Source organism: Burkholderia sp. MBR-1 (genome assembly GCF_013822785.1).
In the GTDB taxonomy this organism is placed as follows: Bacteria; Pseudomonadota; Gammaproteobacteria; order Burkholderiales; family Burkholderiaceae; genus Burkholderia; species Burkholderia vietnamiensis.
The window spans coordinates 856264-878948 of the sequence record NZ_CP053610.1 but is presented as its reverse complement, the minus strand read 5'-3'; the positions used below and the strand labels follow the sequence as shown (position 1 = coordinate 878948).

Sequence of the window (22685 nt, the reverse complement as noted above, 5' to 3'; positions counted from 1 at the left end):
GACCGGTCGTCTAGCAAGGCCGGACCGGGGATTTCAGCGGGACTTTACCTGAAGCGCGCCGCATTACAACTTCACTCTTACGAACAAAAATTCTCGAGAAACGATTCCGTCGAACGAGAAAAGCTGCAGAAAATGCGGTCGGCCGCCATGGCTACTTGACGTTCGCTGCCCTCGAATTCACTCGCGAACGGCCTCGGCCTGACGGTCGTCCCGCTTCGTCACCCCCACACGCCGGCCACGCCGACCACCCGACGCCACGACCCGAAACGCCACCGGCGCGAACACCAGCCCGAACACCGTCGCCGCGAGCACGCCTCCAAACGCGCCGGTCCCGATCGAGCGCCGGCTTTCCGCACCCGCGCCGGTCGCCAGCACCAACGGCACGACGCCGAGCAGAAACGCCATCGACGTCATCACGATCGGCCGAAACCGCGCGGCGGCGGCCTCGACCACCGCCTGCCGCAACGGCACGCCGCGCCCGCCCAGTTCGCGCGCAAACTGCACGATCAGAATCGCATTCTTCGCCGACAAGCCGATCACCGTAATCATCCCCACCTTGAAGTAGACGTCGTTCGGCATTCCGCGCGCGAGCGCGGCCGCCACCGCGCCGACGATCCCGAGCGGCACGATCGTCAGCACCGACAGCGGAATCGTCCAGCTTTCATACAGCGCGGCAAGCGCCATGAACACCGCGAGCACCGACAACCCGACCAGCAGCGGCGTCTGTCGTTCGGCGATCCGCTCCTGGCGCGCCGCGTCGACCCAGTCGTAGCCGATCCCGGCCGGCAGCACCGCGGCAAGCCGCTCCATCTCGGCCATCGCCGCGCCCGAACTGGTGTGGGCCGCCGCCCGGCCGCTGATGTCGAGCGACGGATATCCGTCGTAGCGATTCAGCATCACGGGCCCGACCGTCCAGTGCGGCGCGGCGATGGCCGACAGCGGCACCATGTCTCCCGTCCGGTTCGGCACCGTGAGCGCCATCAGCTCCCCGTCGGTCGCGCGCGCGGCCGGATCCGCCTCGATGATCACGCGGCGCATCCGGCCCGATGCCGGAAAGTCGTTGATGTAGTTCGAGCCGAACGTGCCGCCGAGCAGGCCCGCGATGCGCTCGAACGGCACGCCGAGCGCATACGCCTTCGCGCGGTCGACGTCTAGTTCGATTCGCGGCGCATCCGGCAAGTCCTCGAAATGCACGGACGCGAGCGCCGGGTCCGCCTTCGCGCGCGCTGCCAGTTGCTCGCGAGCGGCCTTCAGCACGTCGAGCCCGACCCCGCCACGATCCTCGAGACGGAACGTGAAGCCGTCCGCGTGACCGATGCCGGGCACCGATGGCGGCAGCGTCGCTTCTACGTCGCCGTCGAGAATCTCGCCGAAACGCCGATTGAGACGATCGCGCAGCGTCGTCGCATCGACGTCGCGCTGCGCCCAGTCCTTCAGTTCGACGAACGCCATCCCGACGTTCTGCCCGCTGCCGGCAAAACTCCAGCCGATCACGCTCGTCACGTTCGCGACGGCCGGCTCCGCCCGCAGGAGCGCCTCGACGCGCTGCACGACCGCGACCGTGCGCGCCTGCGTGGCGCCGGCCGGCAACTGGATCATCACCTGCAGTTGCCCCTGGTCCTCGGTCGGCAGGAAACCGCCCGGCATCATCCAGTACAGCAGTCCGCACACGGCCACGAATACGACGTAGATGCCCGCGACCGTGCCCGTGCGGCGCACCGCCGACACGGTCATGCGCCGATAGCCGGCCTCCGCGCGAGCGAATGCGACGCCGAAGCGGTCGGCCAGCCGCGTGCCGAGGCCGCGTCGCGGCACGCGGCGGCCCCCGTCTTCGCGACGGCCGACCGGTTTCAGCAGATTCGCGCACAGCGCCGGCGTGAGCGACAGCGCCATGAACGACGACACGAGCATCGACGCGATCATCGACACCGCGAACTGCCGGTAAATGCCGCCGACGCTGCCCGGAAAGAATGCCATCGGCACGAACACGGCCGTCAGTACCGCCGTCACGCCGACGATCGCCCCGCCAATCCGCTTCATCGCACGGCGCGTCGCCTCGCGCGGCGACACGCCCTCCTCCATCACGCGGTGCACGCTCTCGACCACGACGATCGCGTCGTCGACCAGAATGCCGATCGCCAGCACGAGGCCGAACATCGTGAACACGTTGATCGACAGCCCGAACGCCCACATCGCGACGAACGCACCCATCAGCGTGACCGGAATCACGACGGTCGGCACGAGCGTGTAGCGCAGCTCGCGCAGGAACAGCCACATCACGCAGAACACCAGCACGACGGCCTCGGCGAGCGTGAGCACGACTTCCCGGATGGCGATCGTCACGAAATGCGCGCCGTCGAACGGAATCTCGATCGCGACGCCCGGCGGCAGCGTCTTCGACAGCGCGGCAAGCCGCGCACGAATCGCGTTGGAGGTTTCGAGCGCGTTGCCGCGCGGGCCGAGCTGGATGCCGACGGTGGCCGCCGGACGGCCGTTCAGCCGGGAATAGAACGAATAGTCGTCGCGGCCGATTTCGACGCGGGCGACGTCGGCGACGCGCACCACCGAACCGTCCTGCTTCGACTTCAGCACGATCCGGCCGAACTCCTCCGGCGTCGTCAGTTGTCCCTTGACGACGATCGTCGCCGTCAGCTGCTGGCCGTGCACGGACGGCGCATCGCCGATCGCGCCGGCCGTCACCGTCGCGTTCTGTGCGGCGATGGCCGCGATCACGTCGTCGGCGCCGAGGTCGTATTCGCGCAACTTGCCCGGATCGAGCCAGACCCGCAGCGCCTCGTCGGCGTCCCACAGCTGGGCCGAGCCAACGCCCGGCGCGCGCTTCAGCTCGCGCAGCACGTAACGGTTCAGATAGTCGCCGAGCTGCGCCGAGTCGCGCGTGCCGTCGGTCGACGTCAGCGTGACGAGCATCAGGAACGTGTTGGCCGCCTTGAACACGCCGATGCCCTGCTGCACGACCTGCTGCGGCAGCCGCGGCTCGACCTGCTTCAGCCGGTTGTTGACGTCGACGAGCGCGATGTCCGGATCGGTGCCCGGCGCGAACGTCACGTCGATCTCGAGATTGCCGTGACCGTCGCTGCTCGTCTCGTAGTACTGCAGGCCGTCGGCGCCGTCGAGGCTTTCCTCGATGATGCTGCCGACGTCGCCGTCGACCGTCTCGGTCGACGCGCCCGGATAGGCCGCGGTGATGACGACGCGCGGCGGGGCGAGGCGCGGATACTGCGCGATCGGCAATTGCGGAATGGCCAGCACGCCCGCGACGACGATCGCGAGCGCGACGATCCACGCAAATACCGGGCGGTCGATGAAGAACGACGGCATCGCGGTGCGTCAGCGAAGGGCCAGCGGCGCGACTGCGCTTGCCGCCGGGCCGAACGACCGGTGGCGGGCGTCGTCGCGCCGCATCGAACCTGCGTCGCTGCGCGACGCCCGGGCGGCACGGGCGCCCCGCGCCCGACTCACGTCAATCATGTGCATCCCCTTCCCTCCGCTCTGATTCAGGTTCCGGATCCGGTGCGAGCATCGACGACGCGAGCAGCGCCCGCGTATACGGATGGGACGGCGCGTGCAACACGTCGAGCGTATCGCCCTCCTCGACCACGCGTCCGGCCTTCATCACGATGACCCGGTGGGCCATCGCGCGCATCACCGCGAGATCGTGCGTGATGAACAGGTAGCTCAGTGCGTACTTCTTTTGCAGACGCGTCAGCAGATTCAGCACCTGCTTCTGGATCGACACGTCGAGCGCGCTCGTCGGCTCGTCCAGCACCAGGAGCTCGGGCTCCACCGCCAACGCGCGCGCGATCGCGATGCGCTGGCGCTGGCCGCCGGAAAATTCGTGCGGATAGCGCAGCATCGCTTCGGCCGGCAGGCCGACCTCCTGCAGCAGCGCGGCGACCCGCGCGCGCCGCGCGGCGCCGGCCACCGCCGGTTGGTGCACGGCGAGCCCCTCGCCGACGATCTGCTCGACCGTCATGCGCGGCGACAGCGAGCCGAACGGATCCTGGAACACGACCTGCATGCGGCCGTACAGCGTGCGCCGGCCGCGCGTCGTGCGCAGCGACGCCAGCGGCATGCCGTCGATTTCGATGCCGCCCGACGCCGGCCGCTGCAGCCCGAGCACGGCCGCCGCCAGCGTCGATTTCCCCGACCCCGATTCGCCGACGATGCCGAGCGTCTCGCCGCGTTTCAGGCTCAACTTCACGTCGTGTACGGCCCGAAACGCCGTCTTGCCGAATACCCCGCGCCAGCCCTTCGTCGCGATGCGGTAATCGACGGCGAGCTGCTGCACGTCGAGGATCGTCGGCGCGCCGGCCGCCACCGGCTCGATGGCGCGTTGCGGCGCGCTGTCGAGCAGCCGGCGCGTGTATGCGTGTTGCGGCGCGGCGAACAGCGCGGCGGTCGTGTTCGTCTCGACGAGCACGCCCTGCTCCATCACGGCCACGCGCTGCGCGAAGCGCCGCACGAGGTTCAGGTCATGCGTGATCAGCAGCACGGCCATCCCGCGCGCGGCCGCCTCCTGCTCCTGCAGTTCGATCAACAGGTCGACGATCTGCTGGCGCACCGTCACGTCGAGCGCGGTCGTCGGCTCGTCGGCGAGCAACAGCCGCGGCCGGCACGCGAGGGCCATCGCGATCATCGCGCGTTGCCGCTGGCCGCCCGACAACTGGTGCGGAAAACTGTCGATGCGCCGCTCCGGCTCCGGGATCCCGGTGCGCCGCAGCAGCGCGATGCCGCGTTCGCGCGCGTCGCCCGAGCGCAGCCCCTCGTGCAACCGCAGGCTCTCGGCGATCTGCTTGCCGATCGTATACAGCGGGTTGAGCGCCGTCATCGGCTCCTGGAACACCATCGCGATATCGGCACCGCGGATGCCGCGCATCTGCTGCTCGGTCTTCGCGAGCAGATCCTCGCCGTCGAACAGCATCTGCCCCGACAGCGTCGCCTGCTGCGCGAGCCGCAGGATCGACAGCGCCGTCACGCTCTTGCCCGAGCCCGACTCGCCGACGAGCGCGACACGCTCGCCGCGCCCGACCGCGAGGCTCAGATCCTGCACGGCGGCTTTCGCGCCGAAGTGCGCGGAGAACCGCCGAATGTCCAGCAAGGGCTCGGTCATCGTTGTTCCCCGCCGAAGGCCGAGCCGCGCGCGCGCATGTCGAGCGCGTTGCGCAGCGCGTCGCCCATGAACGTGAGCAGCAGCAGCGTGACGACCAGCGCCGCGAACGCGGAGATCGAGATCCACCACGCGTCGAGGTAGTTCTTGCCTTCCTGCAGCAGCTCGCCGAGGCTCGGCGTCGGCGGCAGCACGCCGAGGCCGAGGAAGTCGAGGCTCGTCAGCGACAGGATCGCCGCGCTCATCCGGAACGGCAGGAACGTGATCACGGGCGTCAGGCTGTTCGGCAGCACGTGCCGCCACATGATCTGCCGGTTCGACAGCCCCATCGTGCGCGCGGCCTTCACGTAGTCGAGCGCGCGGTTGCGCAGGAACTCGGCGCGCACGTAGTCGGACAGCACGAGCCAGCCGAACATCGACAGCAGGATGAACAGCAGCCACAGCGACGGCTCGAAGATCGACGCGAAGATGATCAGCAGGTACAGGTCGGGCAGCGCGCTCCAGACTTCGATCAGGCGCTGCCCGACGAGATCGGTGCGCCCGCCGTAGAAGCCCTGCAGCGCGCCCGTCAGCACGCCGATCGCGACGCCCGACACCGTCAGCGCGAACGCCATCAGCACCGACAGCCGAAATCCGTACAGCAGCCGCGCGAGGACGTCGCGGCCGAACTGGTCGGTGCCGAGCCAGTTGCTCGCGGACGGCGGCGCCGGGTACGGCCGCGACGCGAAATAGTCGATCGTGTCGTAGCGGTAGCGGTTCGGCGGGTAGATCGCGAAATTGCCGTGCGACTCGATCTTGGCCCGGATGTACGGATCGAGATAATTCGTTTTCGCCGGAAAATCGCCGCCGAACTGTGTCTCCGGATAGTCCTTCACGATCGGGAAATAATAGTGGCCGTCGTAGCGCACCACCAACGGCCGGTCGTTCGACAATCCTTCGGCCAGCAGGCTGAGTGCGAACAGCGTGACGAAGATCACGAGGCTCCAGTAGCCGAGCCGCTGCGCGCGAAACCGCAGCCACGTGCGTCGCCATGGCGACGGCGACGCCGCGTCCGCGACGGCGGCCGGATCAGTGGTCCAGCCGGCTGAACTGGATACGGGGGTCGACGAGGACATAGCAGATATCCGCGATAAGCTTGGTCAGCAGACCAATCAGGGTGAACAGGAACAGCGAGCCCAGCACGACCGGATAGTCGCGGCGGATCACCGAGTCGTACGACAGTTGCCCCATCCCGTCGAGCGAGAACAGCGTCTCGATCAGCAGGTTGCCGTTCAGGAAGGCACCGACGAACGCGGCCGGCAGCCCCGTGAGCAGCGGGATCGCGGCATTGCGCAGCACGTGCTTCCACAGCACGTCGCGTTCCGGCGCGCCCTTCGCGCGGGCGGTCAGCACGTATTGCCGGCCGATTTCGTCGAGGAACGTGTTCTTCGTGAGGATCGTGACGATCGCGAAATTGCCGACCACCGACGCGGTGACGGGCATCACGATGTGCCACAGATAGTCGAGGGTCTTGCCGAGCAGCGTCAGGTCGTCGAAGTTGTCCGACGTGAGCCCGCGCATCGGAAACACCTGCCAGAACGTGCCGCCGCCGAACAGCATCAGCAGCAGCACACCGAGCACGAAACCCGGCACGGCGTAGCCGGTCAGCACCAGCACGCTCGTCACGGTGTCGAACCGCGAGCCGTTGCGCACCGCCTTCGCGATGCCGAGCGGCACCGATATCAGGTAGGTGAGGATCACCGTCCACAAGCCGAGCGTGATCGACACCGGCAGCTTCGAGCGGATCACGGCCCACACGCTGCGGTGCGCGAAATAGGACTGCCCGAGGTCGAACGTCGCGTAGCTTTTCAGCATCAGCAGATAGCGCTCGAGCGGCGGCTTGTCGAAACCGAACTGCTTGCGGATCTGCTCGATCTGCTGCGGGTCGACGCCCTGGCTGCCGTGGTAGCCGCCGCCGCCTCCGCCCGCGTCCCCGCCGCGCGCGCTGCCGTGGCGCAACTGCGCGAGCACCTGCTCGACCGGGCCGCCCGGCACGAACTGCGTGACCGCGAACGTGATCGTCACGACCCCGATCAGCGTCGGGATCATCAGTAGCAACCGCCTCAATATGTATGCCAGCATCGTAGCTCCCTCGTCAGGCCGCCGGAGCGGGTTGGGCCGCCGGCCGCTTCACGTACCAGTAGTCGATGATCCAGTCCTCGTACTGATAGGAAGCCGGCACGACCGGCGGATGGCCGAGCGCCGTCTTGTACGCGATCCGCGCGTTCGGCAGGTAGTACTGCGGGACCAGCACGTACAGGTTGATCAGCACGCGGTCGAGGGCATGCACGGCCGTCTCGAGATCGTCGAGCGTACCGGCCGTGAGCGCCGCTCGAATCAGTGCGTCGACCGCCTTCGACTTCACGCCCGGATAGTTCTCCGAGCCGGGCTGCGATGCGGCCTCGCTGCCGAACCGGCGTGTCAGCTCCGCACCCGGGATCGTCACGGGCAAGTAGATATAGGTCGTCATGTCGTACTCGAAATTGTCGAGCCGCTTCTGGTAGAGCGCGCTGTCGAGCTCGTGCAGGTACGCATGGATGCCGAGCGTCTCGAGCGCCTGCGTGTACGGCAGGATCAGGCGGTCCATGCCGGGCTGGTCGTCGATGATCTCTATCGTCATCGGCGTGCCGTTCGCGTCACGCAGCGCGCCGTCGCGATAGTGCCAGCCGGCCTGCGCGAGCAGGTCGCGGGCTTGCCTGAGGTTCGCGCGCAGCGAGCCGGGCGGCAGCGTCGACGGCTGTTTGATCATCGGGCCGAACACCTCCGCCGGCAGCGTCGACCGGTAAGGTTCGAGCAGCGCGAGCTCCTTCGCGCTCGGCATGCCGGACGCCGCGAACGGGCTCGCCTCCCAGAAGCTGTTGGTGCGGCGATACTGCCCGTAGAACATCATCCGGCTCATCCAGTCGAAGTCGAATGCCAGCGCGAGCGCATGCCGCACGCGCACGTCCCGGAACATCGGCTTGCGCAGGTTCATCATGAAGCCCTGCATCTGCGCGGGGCCGTCCGGGAATTCGCCCTTCTTCAACAGCCCGTTGCGGAAGTTCTTGCCGACGTACTTGCGCGCCCACTGCGTCGAGCTGTATTCCATCCGCGCGTCGACATCGCCGGCCTTGAACGCCTCGAGCGCCGTGTATTGGTCGAGATACAGCTTGAACGACACGCGCGCGAAGCGGAACATCCCGCGCCGCGACGGCAGGTTCGCGGCCCAGTAGTGCGGGTTGCGCACGTATGCGATCTGCTTGTCGTTTCTGCGCTGCTCGATCAGGTACGCGCCGCTCGCGATCGGCGGCACGTTCGCGATCTGGTCGAACGGTGGGCGCGTACCGTCGGCGCGCTGCCCCCACTTCGGCGAGAACACCGGCAGGTCGCCTGCGATCAGCGCCGCGTCGCGCTCCGCGTGCTTGAATTCGAAGCGGATCGTGTGGCTGTCGACCACCACCGCGCGCTTGATGATCGAGAACTGCGCGTTGTAGATCGGCGACGCTTGGGGGCTCGCCAGTGTGTCGAGCGAATACTTGACGTCGGCCGCGGTGATCGCGTCGCCGTTCGAGAAGCGTGCGGCCGGATTGATGTGAAACGTGGCCGACAGCCCGTCGGACGCCACTTCGACGTCGTCGGCGATCAGCGCGTATTCGGACGCCAGCTCGTCCCAGCTGCGCTGCATCAGCGTGTCGAACATCAGGTTCTTGATGTCCGGCGCGGGCGAGCCGCGGGTCAGGAAGGGGTTCAGCGAGTCGTAGCTCTGGGCCGTATCGTAGTTCTCGAAGTTGAGCGTGCCGTCATTCGGCGCGTCGGGATCCGCATAATCGAAATGCGTAAAGTTGGCCGAGTACTTGGGCTGATCGTATTGAGAGATCGCGTTGGCGGCCTCGGCGGCCGAAGGCGCGAAAGCGTTCAGCGTCGACGCCACGCACACGGCAGCTGCGATGCGAGCGATTCGCCCGCGTTGCCGGCCGGCCCGCAGCGCAAAGCGAACCGATTGCGGCGCGTGCGGCAAACGCAACGTTACAAGTCTCATCTTCTGCTTGTCCTGGGATGCGCCGGTTGGCTGCCGGCACGGATTCAGTATGGTTGTCGCAACGGCTCGACGCCGCCGGATCGCACATAACGGCGTCAGGCCGGAAAGGGCCGCTCCCGGCCGGTAAAGGGAAGCGGAGCGGCCCATCGCGTGCCATTCAAACCGATTGCAGCATCAGAACTTGTAGGTCGCGCCGATCTGCGCGAATCGACCGACATACGTGTACAGCGACGTGTCATAGCCCGTCTGGTAGCTCGCGTTCATAAAGACCGGATCGAACGGCGGCGCACGATTGAAGATGTTGTCGATGCCGGCGTAGATCGTCCAATGCTTGAAGCCGGTGTAGCTGACCATCAGGTTGAACTGACTGTACGAAGCCACGCTGTCCTGCATGTTCGGATACTGGCCCGGCGACAGGATGGCCTGGCTGTACGGTCCCGTGAACATCCACGTCAACGTCGCATTCCATTGGTTGTGGTAGTTCCAGTTCAGACTCGTATTGCCCTTCCAGCGCGGGAAGCTGCCGCCGAACGGCTCGTTCAGCGAACCGTTGTTGCCCGCGAAGTCGGTCGTCTCGCCGCCCACCGGCATCTTGAAGTGCCATACGTAGGCCCAGTCACCCGACAGCGTGAACGTACCGATCTTGGTCGACACCGATTGGCGGAAGGTCGTCTCGAAGCCGTCGGTGTCGAGCGACGACAGATTCATATACGGCAGCACCACATACGCGATGGAGCCGTTCGGGTTACGGATCACCTTCGACGGATCGTTCTGGTCGACCACCGTCTGGATGTCTTCCGTGCCGATCACGTTGTCGATGTGGATCTTGTACCAGTCGAAGCCGAAATCGGTATTGCGGGTGGGCGACAGCTGGAAGCCGATGTTGTAGTTCTTGGTGCGCTCCGGTTGCAGCTTGCTGTTACCGGCCTGCACTTCCTCGACGAGGTTGTATGCGTTCGGGTTGTTGGGATCGTTCGAATCGACCGCGCCCTGCGCGCCGTAGGTCCTCGACGAAGTGTTTTCGATCAGCGTCGGTGCGCGGAAGCCGCGGTTGTAGGAACCGTACACCGTCAGCTCGCGGATCGGCTGGAAGCGCAACGCGAAGCGCGGCGAGAATGCGCCACCGAAGTCGCTGTAGTGGTCGTAGCGACCCGACTGGCTGAACGTCAGGTTCTTCAGGATGGGAATGTCGATCTGGTAGTAGACCGCCGCGACGTTGCGCTCGCCGTTGACCGATTGCAGCGACGGCTGGACGAGCGTGCCGTTCGCGTAGTCCGCGCCTGTACCGATGTACTGGCTCTGGTGCGTGAATTGCGTACCGAGACCGAGGCCGACGTTACCCGTGGGCAACGTGAACAAGTTCGGCGTCGACAGCGTCGCATCGACAGCGTCGAGCTTCGTGATGGCCTGCGTCGACGTGCTTCCGTAAAGGCCGTTCAACCCGTTCGGTGTCGACGACGGATTGGCGAAGTTGAACACGCCGTTCTGGACGATGTTCTCCAATGCGGCCGCGTTGATCAGGTTCGAATAGTTGTTCGACACCGTGTTCTGCGAATGCGTGTAGGACGCGGTCCAATCCCAGTCGCCCACGCGCGGCGTGCTGAACGAGCCTTTCACACCCGTCGCGGCACGCCAGAAGTTCGAGCTCGTGTGCACGGACTGCGTGGCCGGGAACGAGTAGACCAGCTTGGCCGGCACGCCGAACGGGTTATACGGGTTGCTGCCCGGCACGAGGTTCGAAACCGGGTTGAGACCGCCCGTCGCCGGATCGTAGGTCTGCGTGCTGTTGCCGAGGCGGCCGACGAAATTGTTCGTGACCGTCGTATTGTTGCTTTCCCAGAGATCGGCGAACGCCTGCATCGCGTCGCTGATCTTGAAGTCGGCGTGCACCTTCGCGCTGAGGCGTTCGGTCCACGGCGACAGCGACGATGCGTACGCGGTGTTGTTTGCGCAGACCGTGCCCGGACCGTTGACCTGCGCGACGGAGGTGCCCGGCACGGCCTGGCCTCCGTTCGGACACGGGCTCAGCGGCACCTTCGCGCCGGTGGTCGGATTACGCCAGTACGACACGTTCTGGTTCGACAGGCCGCCCGGGAAATTGGAGAAGTCCTGGTTCTGCGTCGTGTCGCGATCGGCGATCGAGATGCCGTTCGACTTGTAGTAGCTGAGCGCCGCCGTCACGTTGAAGCGGTCGGCGTTCAGGTCGCCGATGCCGCCGAGGACGCTGAACTGCGTCGTGCCCTGGCCGCCTTCACCGTTTGTCGCACCACCGTAGCTGCCGCCCAGTTCAAGACCCTGAAAGTTTTTCTTCGTGATGATGTTCACCACGCCCGCGATTGCGTCCGAACCATACTGGGACACCGCGCCGGTCTTGACGATTTCGATGCGGTCGATGATGTTGAGCGGCAGCGTATTCAGGTCGAAGAACTGATCGCTGCCGTTCACGGCGAACGCATACGGCGACACCCGCATGCCGTCGATCAGCACCAGCGTGTATTTCTCGCTGAGGCCGCGCAGCGCGATACCTGCGCCGCCCGGCGCGAAGCTGTTCGTCGAACCTTCGCTCCAGCTGCTTGCCGAATTCGCCGAGGTGCTGCGCAGGTAATCAGCGACGTTGGTCTGACCGCTGTTCTGGATGTCCTTGCTCGTGATGGTCTGCACCTGGTTGAAGCCGACCTTGTCGGCCTGCCGGATCAGCGAACCCGTCACTTCGAATCGCTTGATCTGCGCGACCTTGCCTTGTCCGTTCGCGCCCGGCGCGGCAGGCGTCGCCTCGGCTGCCGCGCTCGATGCCGCGGCACCCGTGGCAGCGACAGAGCCCGCCGTGCCGTTCGCCTGCGAAACGGTCACGGGTGCGCCGTTCGCGACCGCATCCGCGATCGATGCGGCTCCCGGCGCCGGCTGGCTCTGGGCGAACGCCGGCGGCACCAGCACGGCCGTCAACGCCAGCTCCGCCCAGACTATCCTCTTGATGGCCAACGCCAAAACTTTCTGCTTCATCTTGTTCCCTCTCGCTCGTAGTAAGACCCCACCTGCTGCACGCCGGAACTTTGTGAGTTCCTTGCGCGTCCTGGGCGCCCGTGTAACGGACCCCGCCATAGCCACCCTTTCGACTGCCACGACTCGAACGGATCGGCCTCGGGCACCCCTGCCACTCGGCATCACCGTCTCTTAGTGTTTTTATTCGCAATACTTACTACATGTAATGAGCGCACTTCCTGCAATTTCCAATTCGATGGACGACGAGCAGTGAAGACGTCTGCCGGCCGTACTGCGTACTGCGTGCGGCCTTCCATCGATCGGATACTTCTCCTGCGTCGCGGCGTGCGGCGCCTGCCGCCTCCGCTAGAACAGCCTCGGCGTGCCAACCCAGACGATCACCGCCTCTTCGTCGGCCGTGTTGTGCCACGCGTGCGGCACCGTCGATTCGTAATGCGCGGTATCGCCCGCGTTCAGCGTGAACGTGCAATCCTCGAGCGTCAGCGCGACCTGCCCGCGCATCACATAGACGAATTCCTCGCCCGCATGGGTCGTTATCTCGGACGGCGACTGCCCCGCCGGCATCCTGACGAGAATCGCGTCGAGCTTGCGGCCATCCACCGGGTTCGTCAGCTTGGCGAACAGGTTGGCCGAGTTCGTGAACTGGAAATACTGCAGCGCGTGCGCACGGCATACCGAACGCGCTTCTGTCGGCGTGTCGATGAAGTACTGCATCGTGACGCCCAGCGCTTGCGCGATCCGGACCAGCGACGTGATCGACGGCGTCGCGCGCCCGCGTTCGACCTGAGACAGGAACGGCTTCGAAATGCCTGCGATCCCGGCCGTCTCGTCGAGCGTGAGCTTCAGACGCTGGCGCAGCGCCCGGATCTTGTTGCCTAGCGATACGGCGACCAGAACCGACTGATCAGCGGACACAGTCATGGAAGTGCGGGGCCTCGCAGTCGAAACTGGTTTGATGTCGTCGATCCTTGACCGATGCGATGACGCGACCGGCTCGGCGTGATACCCGGCCGCGCGCTGCCGCGGGCAGCCGGCGCGTGGTGCGGCGTGGCGCCGTCGTCGCCCGTCATCGGATGTTTCGCAAATTTGATTCGCCTTGCTAATCAACAAGATCGCCCCTTTCCATCTTCATGTCCGACCTTCGACGGCTTGTCCTTCTGCCGCGCTACGCTGCTCGTCGATTGCGTGCGTGTCGCACGCCGTCGTGCCCTTACGTCGCGCTACCGGGATGCCACCGCGATCCACAGCTTCGCCAGATCGGCCGAACCGTCGTTACCCTTCACCGTGCGCAGCACCTGGACCGCATGCGCCTTCTGGCCCGCCACGTAGTACGCCTCGCCAAGCCGCAGCCGCGCCGCATCGGGGTGCTCGAGCCCGCCCTTCGCGATCACCTGCTCCATCATCGACAGCCCCTGCGCCGCGTGGCCCGCAAACACCAGATTCATGCCCACATCGAGCGGCGCCACCGGATTGGCTGGGTCCGCACCCGCCTGCGCACGCTTGGCAGCCAGCGCCTGCAGCCGTTTCTCGCGGTCGGCCTGCCCATCCTTGCCGAGCACGCCGGACGCGAATCCCTGGTCGATCACCTGCCTGCCTTCGGCTGGCGTTCCTGCCGCCAGCGCGAGCTGCGTCATCTCCATGTAGGCGTCGGCCGTCGTCAGCGAGCCCGTCGCCCTGCGCAACCGGTAGATGTCGAGGTCGAGCGACGACAGGTAGCCGGGGCTGCCGCGAATGGCCGAGATCATGTCCGCCCAGTACGCGGGACTCGGATGATAAGCGACCAGCATGCCGAGCGCGCTGCGATAGGCACCGGCATCCTTGCTCTTTTGCGCACAGGTCGCCAGCATCTGCAACTGCCCTTCGTCGGGCGCATGGCCGGCCTGCGCCTGCGCCTCCGTGCTCGCCTTCAACTGGCTCACGACCTGGCTGCAATCGTTCGACAGGTAATACGACTGTGTGAGCAGCGTGCGCATGTCCGGATCCGTGCCGCCCGCCTTCAGGTAGCGCTGCGCGACGCGGATCGCCTGCGGATAGTTCTTCTGCTGGAAGTAGATCCCGGCGAGCGCCGCCGTGGTCCGCTGCTCATCCGCGCCCGACAGGCGCCCCGAGTTCACGACGGTTTCGTAGGCCTGCGCGGCCACGCCGGTATCGCCGGCCGCCATCGCCGCCGCGCCGCGCGTCGCTTCCACCATGTAGGTTTCATACGGCGTGCGATTCGGCACGGCGGCCGCCTGCGCGATCTTGCCGAGCGCGTCGCGATACTTGTGCGCGCGATACAGGTCCTGCGCCGCCGCCAGCGGCTTCGCCACATCGGGCCGCAACGTGTCGGCCGCCCACGCCGGCCGGCCGAGCACGCAGGCCGCCCCGAGCGCCGTCAGCGCCATCATCCGTTTCCATCGTCGCTGGTTCATCGGTCGGCCTGTTCCGTCATTGCATGAACTGCTCGTTTCCGATCAAGCCGATCTTCGTCGCGCCCACACGCTGCGCGGACGCCAGTACGGCCGCCACGTCCTTGTACGGCGCCAGCTTGTTCGCCCGCAGATGGATCTCCGCCTGCACGGGCTCGTGCGCGACCGTCGTCAGCTTCGCCTCGAGTGCCGCGCGATCCGGCACCGGCGCGCCGTTCCACGTGGTCGTGCCGTCGAAGTCGATGTCGATCTGCACGACCTCCGGCGGCGTAGCGGGCGGCGGCGGGTTGCCCACCGGCAGATCCATCTTCACCGAATGCATCTGAATCGGGATCGTGATGATCAGCATGATCAACAGCACCAGCATCACGTCGATCAGCGGCGTGGTGTTGATGTCGACCATCACGTCCGGCTCGCTGCCGCCCCCGCCCGAAGGCACGTTCATTCCCATCGTCTGCTCCTGTCGATGCTCGCTCCGATCCCATGCGTCGCCGTCAATCGGAATCGGCGCGCATGCTGTTCCCCCGCAAGGCTAACCACCCCGCGCCGGCGGTTCCGTAATGAACGACACCTTCGCGATACCGGCCCGCTCGCACATCGTGACGACCCGGCCGATGAACTCGTAGCGCGTGTTCTGGTCGCCCCGCACGTGCACGCTCGGCTGCGGTTGCTGCTGAGACACCCCCTTCAGCTTCGCGAGCAACGTCGACGCATCCACCAGTTGCTCGCCCCAGAAGAAATCGCCGTCGCGGTTCACCGCGATCTCGACGCTTTTCGGCGTCGTCTGCAGCGGCTGCACGACCTCCTTCGGCAACTGCAGCTGGATCGTGTGCGTGACGACCGGAATCGTGATCAGGAAGATGATCAGCAGCACCAGCATCACGTCGACGAGCGGCGTCGTGTTGATGTTCGCGATCACCTCGTCGCTTTCGTCCTGCCCGACGTTCATGCCCATCGCGCGCCTCCGTCAGCCGGTCAGTTCACGAGCGACGCGGCACGCGACGGTGCGCGAGCGGCACGCTTGCCGCCGGCCAGCAGCACGGTATGCAGCTGGGCGCCGAAGTTGCGGACCCGCTCCATCACCGACTTGTTGCGCCGGACGAGGAAGTTGTAGCCGAGTACGGCAGGCACCGCGACTGCCAGGCCGATCGCCGTCATGATCAGCGCCTCGCCCACCGGGCCCGCGACCTTGTCGATCGACGCCTGGCCCGCGATCCCGATCGCCGTCAGCGCGTGATAGATGCCCCAGACAGTCCCGAACAGCCCGACGAACGGCGCGGTCGAACCGACCGTCGCCAGGAACGCGAGCCCGTCCTGCATGCGGTTCGACACGTTCGTGATCGACCGCTCGACGGACACGTCGATCCACGTGTTGCGGTCCACGGCTTCGAGCAATGCCTCCTCGTGATGCTCGCCCGCCTCGATCGCCGTTTCGGCGATGAAGCGGAACGGCGATGCCTCGTCGAGCAGCTTCGCGCCCTCGGCCAGGGACGGCGCGCTCCAGAGTTGCGCGTCGGCGAGCTTCGCGCGGCGGTTCGCCCGCAACTGCTCGACAAACTTAGTGACCATGATGTACCAGCTGCCCATCGACATGATCACGAGCAGGATCAGCACGAAGCGCGCGACGAAGTCGCCGTTCTTCCATAGCGCGCCGAGCCCGTACGGATTCTCGACCGCTTCGGTGGCGGCAGGCGCCGGCGGCGGTGCCGGCTCGGCGGTGGAAGGCGCCTGCGCAGGCGCCGCAGCCTGTGTCGACGCATCGGATGCCGCCGCGGATCCGCTCGCTTGCGCGTAAGCGAATTGCGGTGCAACGAGCCCGTCGATCGCGGCGACGGACATCAACAGGCTTGCCGCCAGCGCGGCCAGAGAACGCTTGGTCATAACCCACTCCGATTCTTTCGTATAACTTATGATTAAATTTCAGGCCGGTTTTCTCCGGTCCGGCTCCCGCCGGACCGCCCACTGCATCAATTCAGGTTGAACGAGAACGGCACCTGCACCCGTACTGCCTGGCCTTGCGCCACGCATTTGAACCGCTTCACGGTGTTGTAGGCGGCACGATCGAGCACGGGGTCGGCCGACTGGGCCACGCGTTCGTTCGTGATGTTCCCTTCCGCATCCACGACGAACTCGATCGTCACGTCACCGGTGATGTTGTTTTCCTGCGCTTCCTTCGGGTACTGCATCGATGCGCGGATCGTGTCCGAATTCGGGCAGACGACGCCCACTTCGTGACTGACCGGCTTGGCAGGTGCGGGCGGTGCGATGACGGGCGCTTGCACGGCCGGCGCGGACTGCACCGGTGCCGACTGATGCGTGATCGTCGCCTGCGGCGGCGCTTGCACCGGCACTTCAGGCGGCGGCACGAACGGCGGCGGCGGAGGCGCGAACTTCGGCGGCGGAAGCTTGACGACCGGCATCGGCGGGGGCGGCGGCGGTTTCACCGGCTCGATGATGCGGGTTTCGATCGGATGCTGGATCACCTGCACGACTTTCGTCGCGAGGCCGTTGAGCAATGCGTAGATCAGCACTGCGTGCAACAGGAGAACGACTGCGATGCCGCCGAAACGGCGCACCGGATTCTGCTGCTTCTTGCCGAATTCCCGCGGACGCCCGAGCGTGGCAAGCCCGCTGTTCGAAGCAATCAGATGCTTTTCGACTTTCATGCCCACTATCCATCCCCCAAGCGAATCGCCCAGTTTCACGATGATGGCCGGCCCAGGAACCGGGTCGGTTCCGTCGCCGCCTCAACGCGAAATCTAATTTTTAATGCAACTTGCAATCCGAATCGAAAGCATCGATTTCGGATCCGAATTCATTCAATTTCAAGGAATCGTTTCAACCGCCACGGGATAGCCGCCTTATCCGGCATCCACCCCGCACCAGCGTTCAGGCAATTGTCAGCTGCGTCGACACAGGCACGTTCGCGCATGACGATCGGACCGTCGCTACACCCCGATGGCAGCGTGGCCGTGCGTCTTGGGTGCAGACGATAGCAAGGAAAAAATCTGGCCGTCAAACTTTTTTTGATGTCCGAATACAAAGTTTGGAGGACTTGCTCGAATAACGAGTCAAAAGGCTTCACGAAACATTTTTTATTGATTCTGTAATTAATTTGTATGGTTATCGCACTCATTCGGTGCTTATGGCCAATAATCACCAATTTAGTGCGATGCACCGAATCGACGCGGATTTAATGAAGCGTTATCGGATACGTCTCATTGTCTCCTGCATGGATGGAAGCCTATCGACCGTTGTTATGCGGGGCTACGGATTTTCAAAACAATACTCGGACGAATCCAATTAACTTATTCGTAATTGACTACAAATTAAAATAGTGACATTCAAGATACCTATCAAATATGCACGATGATCTGCATGCCGAATCTATTTTCTGATTCCGGGCACGACTGCGTCTACGAGAACTCGTTGGCCGACTGTCTGCGCGTACGGGCGTCTCTTACTTCACGGAGCGATGTGAACGCTCCATCAACGCGCATTCGGCGTCGCTGCTCACGTCCCAATCCTGGAACAAGCGATTACGGACAAATCCGGCGGGGGAAGCACCAAGCGGTGCTCGAGGCGATGCCGCAGAGACCGGACCGCCAGTTCGGTGCCATGACGACGATGCACAGTCGAACACGGGTTCGGCGCACGCAAACACCCGATGGGTGCGATTCACTTCCACACACTCAGGCGTTGCCGCGGCGCGACAGAAATGTACATGCACGTACGGGCATACACGTCCCCAAGCGCGTCATCAGGATCGTGAGGTTGAGCGAGGCGATGTGAGCAATCGGATACCCGCTCGACCGTGCCGAGCGCAACGGGGATCATGCGACCATGATCGCGAGCTCATCCGCATACGCATTCAACCGATCCCCTACCTGCACCTTCAGGACATCGATGAACCGTTTGATTTTCGCGTCGACGAATTGACGGGACGAGTACACCGCATATACGTTGCGCTGCGCGGTGTGAAATTCCGGCAGGACGCGAACGAGCGATCCTTTGCGCAGATCGTCGATTGCCGAGAAGGCAGCGATCAATCCAATTCCCGCGCCCTCCCGCAGTACCGTGGACATCGCATCCATGTCATTCACACTGAAGTGCGATCCCGTTGGACGATACACCGCCTCGCCTGCTCTGCCTTGCAGATGCCATTCGTCCGGCGCGTAATCGACCGTGCTCAGAAGCACACATGTGTGACCGACGAGGTCTTCCACACACTCGGGAGCCGGATGCCGTGCCAGATAGTCGGGCGACGCCGCGAGAATGCAATGACTGGTTCCGATCTTCTGGCTCACGTACGCCGAGTCGGGCAGCGTGCGCGCGATCACGATCGCCACGTCGAGTTGCTCTTCGAGCAGATTCGGCATCCGCTGCGACAGCATGAGATCGACCGATACTTCCGGATATGCGCTCCGATAGGCAAGCACGGCTTGCGAAACGAGTTGGCGCCCCAATCCCGGCACCGCATGCACGCGTAATAGACCACGCGGCTCCAGCAGCGCATCGCGTGCTTCCGCTTCCGCCCGTTCGATGTCCGAGAGGATCGCAACACTGCGTTCGTAAAAACGTCGCCCCGCGTCGGTAACGACGAGCCGTCGCGTCGAGCGCTGTAGCAACCGCGTGTTGAGATTGTCTTCGAGGACAGATACCGCTCGAGAAATGTTGCCGACCGTCGTATCGAGGTGGTTTGCGACAGCCGTGAAACTGCCCATCTCGACCACTTTCACAAACACCGACATGGTGTGCACCTTGTCCATTAGTCACCCTCGCTTTGAATTTTTCGTCGAATCGCTGCGTTTCGGCCCGCGCGAGTCTGTGATCATAGGTTCCGCACCTGTTTCGTGCAGTCAGCGAGCGGCATCGTGTCGTTTTTTTGCATCCTTTCACTTATCTTTCATTTCGGCGGCGGATTTTCCCTCCAGAGACAAGATTCATTCTTGCCGGGCCATCTAAGTTGCCGCCTGCTTCACGCCTAGACTTGGTCCCGAAGTCAGGCAGTCGGAACGTAGACGTTTCAATCCTGAGCTCCGTCCGCCATGGTCGATGATCCAGACACGGCGTAGCGCAGGCTCCCTATCCGGCTCTAGACGAACCCGCATCAAATCGCAATCCTAACCATAAAGGCTAAACCATGGACATCACATACGACGCGCTTCATCTCTTCATCGATGGCGAATGGATCGGCGCGAGCGAACGCGAAACGGCGCCGGTGATCAATCCCGCCACGCAAATCCAGATCGGGCGCGTTCCACTGGCGACGGCAGCGGACCTCGATCGCGCCCTCCAGGCTGCGGTACCGGCGTTCGATGTCTGGCGCAACACCGTGCCGGCCGAACGTGCGCGCATTCTGAAGCGCGCGGCGGAACTAATGCGCGAGCGCGCCGAGCACATTGCTACCGTGATGACGCTGGAGGAAGGGAAACCGCTGGCAGAAAGCCGCGACGAAGTCCTGCGCGCCGCCGACTATTTCGAATGGTTCGCCGAAGAGGCGCGTCGCATCGACGGCCGCGTGGTGCCATCCAACCGTCCGGGCGTGCAACAGCTCGTGAAGAAACAGGCGATCGGGCCCGTCGCCGCATTCACGCCGTGGAATTTTCCGGCGATCACCCCGGCGCGCAAGCTCTCCGCCGCACTCGCCGCCGGATGCAGTGTCATCATCAAACCCGGCGAGGAAAGCCCCGCAACGGCGCTCGCGTTGGCACGCGCACTGGACGACGCCGGCTTGCCGAAGGGCGTGCTTCAAGTCGTGTTCGGCGTGCCCGACCAGGTGTCTACGCAACTGATCGCTTCCCCGGTAATCCGGAAGGTCACGTTCACGGGCTCGGTGCCGATCGGCCGTCTGTTGTCGGCGCGCGCAGCCGAAGGCGTCAAACCCATCACGCTTGAGCTGGGCGGCCACGGGCCCGTCCTCGTATTCAACGATGCCGACGTCGAAAAGGCTGCGGTCGAAGGCGCGGCGAATCGCTTTCGCGGCACCGGCCAGGTCTGCATCTCGTCGACGCGCTTCCTGATCCAACGCGAAGTCTACGACGAGTTCGTCGGTCACTTCGTACGTGCGACGAGCGCGCTCAAGGTCGGGAACGGCATGGATGCCGGCACGCAGGTCGGGCCGCTGGCGAACCCGCGCCAGCTTGCCAAGATGGAGGAACTCATCGCCGACGCGGTGGAGCGTGGCGCAACGATTCTGGCCGGCGGAAAGCGCATCGAAGGCGAGGGATATTTCTTCGAGCCAACGGTCCTCGCAGACGTACCGAAGGACGCGCGTGTGATGCACGAAGAACCGTTCGGCCCGATCGCGGTGCTGATGCGCTTCGATGCCCTTGCCGACGGCCTCGCCGAAGCGAACCGGTTGCCGTACGGGCTCTCTGCCTATGCGTTCACAAGCAGTGCGCGTACGGCCATCGATGCAGCGGACGGCCTCGAAGCCGGCATGATCGGCATCAACCAGTACCGCATCGTCTCGACCGAACTGCCGTTCGGCGGCATGAAGGAAAGCGGCCACGGCTCGGAAGGCGGCACCGAGGGCATCGAGTACTACCTCACACACAAGTTCATCAGCCAGGCTTGAAAGGAGATCGCCATGTCCGATACGCATTTCGATAGTCCGCGCGAAGCCGCGCGTGCGTTCACGCCGACGCTTTCGGCATTCGTCGACGACACGCTCTATCCGCGGATCTGGAGCGATCCGACGCTCTCGCCGCGCGACCGCAGCCTCGTGACTGTTGCCGCGCTGATCGCGGGGGGCCATCTCGACGAGTTGCCGGCGCACCTGCGCCGCGCGTTGACGAACGGCGTAACCCGTGAAGAGTTGTCAGCGGCAATCACTCACCTCGCGTTCTATGCCGGGTTTCCCGCCGCAATCTCCGCATCCGCCACGGCGCAGGCAACGCTCGGCGCCCATCCTCAGCCCGACGATCTCGCCGGCAATGCATCTACGACGCAGGAAGGTTTGAAATGAAAGCCATCACATTCAAGGAATTCGGCGATGCCGAGGTGCTCCAACTGGCCGAGGTCGCGGCTCCTGAGGTTCGGCCCGACGATCTACTGGTACGCGTCCATGCCGCGGGTGTGAATCGCGCCGATCTGACCCATCGGCGTGGCGGATACGGCCGGCCGAACTTCGGCGACTCGACGATCATGGGTCTCGAAATCGCCGGCGAGGTGATCGAGACCGGATCTTCCGTGCAGGGTTACAAGGTCGGTGATCGTGTCATGGGCGTCGTGGGCGGCGGGGCCTACGCAGAACGGGCGCGCATTGACTGGAGAATGGCGATGCCCATTCCGGCAACGCTCGACTATGTGCATGCGGCCGCCATACCGGAAGTGTTCGTCACTGCGCACGAAGCGTTGTTGCATCTGGGCCGCTTGCAGCGCGGCGATGCGGTGCTGATCCACGCAGCGGCGGGCGGGGTGGGTTCCGCAGCGGTCCAGCTGGCCTATGCAACCGGCGCGACGATTTTCGCAACGGCCGAAGCCTCGAAGCTGGAACGGATCGTTCAACTGGGTGTGGACCATGCGATCGACTACAAGACGCAGGACTTTTCGGAAGTCGTCGCAAGCAGGACGGGCAAACGTGGTGTCGATGTGGTCATCGACTTCGTGGGCGCACCGTATTTTTCCCGGAACGTCGCGTCATTGGCAAACGGCGGCCGGCTGGTGCAGGTCGGCATACTCGGCGGCGGCGGTGACGTCAGCGTGAGCCTCGAACAGATCCTGTACCGTCATCTGCAAATCATCGGCACGGTGATGAAGTCGCGCGACCAGAGCGAGAAACACGCGATGGTTCGGCGGTTTCGCGAACATTGGCTGGACCGCTTTGCGGGAGGCGCGGGTCTGGAGCCGGTCGTCGACAGCGTGTTTCCGCTCGCAGACGCCGCGGCCGCCCATCGACGGATGGAGTCTGCTGTGAACGTAGGAAAGATCATCCTGACGATGAGCGAAGATAGCTGACGTAGGGCCGATTCGCGTCGCGGCCCATGTACGAAGCTGGTTGATGGCAGTCAGGCGGACGGGAGCGCGTTGCTCATGGCCGGAAATAAAACCATTCGCGACGACGGGCCGGCAGCGCCGATGGTGCATG

16 protein-coding genes are annotated in these 22685 nt (G+C 64.7%); 3 read left to right on the top strand and 13 right to left on the bottom strand.

The window, feature by feature from the left end; genetic code table 11:
* Nucleotides 1–177: 177 nt before the first annotated feature.
* The 13 genes from MBR110_RS18695 to MBR110_RS18635 form a co-directional block, all read right to left on the bottom strand.
* Entirely contained in the window at nucleotides 178–3339 is a 3162-nt protein-coding gene (locus tag MBR110_RS18695) for a multidrug efflux RND transporter permease subunit (protein ID WP_181709470.1), read from the bottom strand.
* Between the two features lie 142 nt (nucleotides 3340–3481).
* Entirely contained in the window at nucleotides 3482–5131 is a 1650-nt protein-coding gene (locus tag MBR110_RS18690) for an ABC transporter ATP-binding protein (RefSeq protein WP_045578003.1), read from the bottom strand.
* Entirely contained in the window at nucleotides 5128–6243 is a 1116-nt protein-coding gene (locus MBR110_RS18685) for an ABC transporter permease (protein ID WP_045578004.1), read from the bottom strand. The genes MBR110_RS18690 and MBR110_RS18685 overlap by 4 nt, the downstream gene beginning before the upstream one ends.
* On the bottom strand, nucleotides 6197–7249 hold the full coding sequence (locus tag MBR110_RS18680; protein WP_011882238.1) for a microcin C ABC transporter permease YejB: 1053 nt from the start codon (nucleotides 7247–7249) through the stop codon (nucleotides 6197–6199). Before MBR110_RS18680 ends, MBR110_RS18685 begins: the two co-directional genes overlap by 47 nt.
* Nucleotides 7250–7262: 13 nt before the next feature.
* On the bottom strand, nucleotides 7263–9185 hold the full coding sequence (locus MBR110_RS18675) for an extracellular solute-binding protein (protein WP_155624973.1): 1923 nt from the start codon (nucleotides 9183–9185) through the stop codon (nucleotides 7263–7265).
* 174 nt (nucleotides 9186–9359) lie between these two features.
* Nucleotides 9360–12185: a TonB-dependent receptor gene (locus MBR110_RS18670; protein ID WP_014724881.1), complete on the bottom strand. Its 2826-nt coding sequence runs from the start codon at nucleotides 12183–12185 to the stop codon at nucleotides 9360–9362.
* A 345-nt stretch (nucleotides 12186–12530) separates the two neighbouring features.
* Nucleotides 12531–13106 carry a helix-turn-helix domain-containing protein gene (locus MBR110_RS18665; RefSeq protein WP_011882235.1) on the bottom strand — a complete coding sequence of 192 codons (576 nt, stop codon included), beginning with the start codon at nucleotides 13104–13106 and terminating at the stop codon, nucleotides 12531–12533.
* A 299-nt stretch (nucleotides 13107–13405) separates the two neighbouring features.
* Nucleotides 13406–14596 (bottom strand): tetratricopeptide repeat protein, encoded by a 1191-nt coding sequence (locus MBR110_RS18660; RefSeq protein WP_011882234.1) that lies wholly within the window; start codon nucleotides 14594–14596, stop codon nucleotides 13406–13408.
* Between the two features lie 16 nt (nucleotides 14597–14612).
* On the bottom strand, nucleotides 14613–15044 hold the full coding sequence (locus tag MBR110_RS18655) for an ExbD/TolR family protein (RefSeq protein WP_011882233.1): 432 nt from the start codon (nucleotides 15042–15044) through the stop codon (nucleotides 14613–14615).
* A gap of 81 nt (nucleotides 15045–15125) precedes the next feature.
* Nucleotides 15126–15548: an ExbD/TolR family protein gene (locus tag MBR110_RS18650; RefSeq protein WP_011882232.1), complete on the bottom strand. Its 423-nt coding sequence runs from the start codon at nucleotides 15546–15548 to the stop codon at nucleotides 15126–15128.
* 20 nt (nucleotides 15549–15568) lie between these two features.
* Nucleotides 15569–16474, bottom strand: coding sequence for a MotA/TolQ/ExbB proton channel family protein (locus MBR110_RS18645; RefSeq protein ID WP_181709469.1), 906 nt, complete (start codon nucleotides 16472–16474; stop codon nucleotides 15569–15571).
* A gap of 86 nt (nucleotides 16475–16560) precedes the next feature.
* Nucleotides 16561–17259, bottom strand: a complete 699-nt coding sequence (locus MBR110_RS18640) for an energy transducer TonB (protein ID WP_011882230.1) — start codon at nucleotides 17257–17259, stop codon at nucleotides 16561–16563.
* 1167 nt (nucleotides 17260–18426) lie between these two features.
* Nucleotides 18427–19362 (bottom strand): LysR family transcriptional regulator, encoded by a 936-nt coding sequence (locus MBR110_RS18635; protein WP_011882227.1) that lies wholly within the window; start codon nucleotides 19360–19362, stop codon nucleotides 18427–18429.
* 374 nt (nucleotides 19363–19736) lie between these two features.
* Here MBR110_RS18635 and MBR110_RS18630 point away from each other — a divergent pair, with 374 nt between their 5' ends.
* The 3 genes from MBR110_RS18630 to MBR110_RS18620 are packed head-to-tail and all read left to right on the top strand — an operon-like array spanning nucleotide 19737 to nucleotide 22555.
* Nucleotides 19737–21173, top strand: coding sequence for an NAD-dependent succinate-semialdehyde dehydrogenase (locus MBR110_RS18630; protein WP_014724883.1), 1437 nt, complete (start codon nucleotides 19737–19739; stop codon nucleotides 21171–21173).
* A gap of 12 nt (nucleotides 21174–21185) precedes the next feature.
* Nucleotides 21186–21563 carry a carboxymuconolactone decarboxylase family protein gene (locus tag MBR110_RS18625; RefSeq protein WP_011882225.1) on the top strand — a complete coding sequence of 126 codons (378 nt, stop codon included), beginning with the start codon at nucleotides 21186–21188 and terminating at the stop codon, nucleotides 21561–21563.
* Nucleotides 21560–22555 (top strand): NAD(P)H-quinone oxidoreductase, encoded by a 996-nt coding sequence (locus MBR110_RS18620; protein WP_011882224.1) that lies wholly within the window; start codon nucleotides 21560–21562, stop codon nucleotides 22553–22555. Before MBR110_RS18625 ends, MBR110_RS18620 begins: the two co-directional genes overlap by 4 nt.
* Nucleotides 22556–22685 lie beyond the last annotated feature (130 nt).

Coding starts and splice junctions, on each gene's coding strand:
- MBR110_RS18695 (WP_181709470.1), bottom strand. CDS start 3,339: ATGCCGTCGTTCTTCATCGACCGCCCGGTATTTGCGTGGATCGTCGCG.
- MBR110_RS18690 (WP_045578003.1), bottom strand. CDS start 5,131: ATGACCGAGCCCTTGCTGGACATTCGGCGGTTCTCCGCGCACTTCGGC.
- MBR110_RS18685 (WP_045578004.1), bottom strand. CDS start 6,243: ATGTCCTCGTCGACCCCCGTATCCAGTTCAGCCGGCTGGACCACTGAT.
- MBR110_RS18680 (WP_011882238.1), bottom strand. CDS start 7,249: ATGCTGGCATACATATTGAGGCGGTTGCTACTGATGATCCCGACGCTG.
- MBR110_RS18675 (WP_155624973.1), bottom strand. CDS start 9,185: ATGAGACTTGTAACGTTGCGTTTGCCGCACGCGCCGCAATCGGTTCGC.
- MBR110_RS18670 (WP_014724881.1), bottom strand. CDS start 12,185: ATGAAGCAGAAAGTTTTGGCGTTGGCCATCAAGAGGATAGTCTGGGCG.
- MBR110_RS18665 (WP_011882235.1), bottom strand. CDS start 13,106: ATGACTGTGTCCGCTGATCAGTCGGTTCTGGTCGCCGTATCGCTAGGC.
- MBR110_RS18660 (WP_011882234.1), bottom strand. CDS start 14,596: ATGAACCAGCGACGATGGAAACGGATGATGGCGCTGACGGCGCTCGGG.
- MBR110_RS18655 (WP_011882233.1), bottom strand. CDS start 15,044: ATGGGAATGAACGTGCCTTCGGGCGGGGGCGGCAGCGAGCCGGACGTG.
- MBR110_RS18650 (WP_011882232.1), bottom strand. CDS start 15,548: ATGGGCATGAACGTCGGGCAGGACGAAAGCGACGAGGTGATCGCGAAC.
- MBR110_RS18645 (WP_181709469.1), bottom strand. CDS start 16,474: ATGACCAAGCGTTCTCTGGCCGCGCTGGCGGCAAGCCTGTTGATGTCC.
- MBR110_RS18640 (WP_011882230.1), bottom strand. CDS start 17,259: ATGAAAGTCGAAAAGCATCTGATTGCTTCGAACAGCGGGCTTGCCACG.
- MBR110_RS18635 (WP_011882227.1), bottom strand. CDS start 19,362: ATGGACAAGGTGCACACCATGTCGGTGTTTGTGAAAGTGGTCGAGATG.
- MBR110_RS18630 (WP_014724883.1), top strand. CDS start 19,737: ATGGACATCACATACGACGCGCTTCATCTCTTCATCGATGGCGAATGG.
- MBR110_RS18625 (WP_011882225.1), top strand. CDS start 21,186: ATGTCCGATACGCATTTCGATAGTCCGCGCGAAGCCGCGCGTGCGTTC.
- MBR110_RS18620 (WP_011882224.1), top strand. CDS start 21,560: ATGAAAGCCATCACATTCAAGGAATTCGGCGATGCCGAGGTGCTCCAA.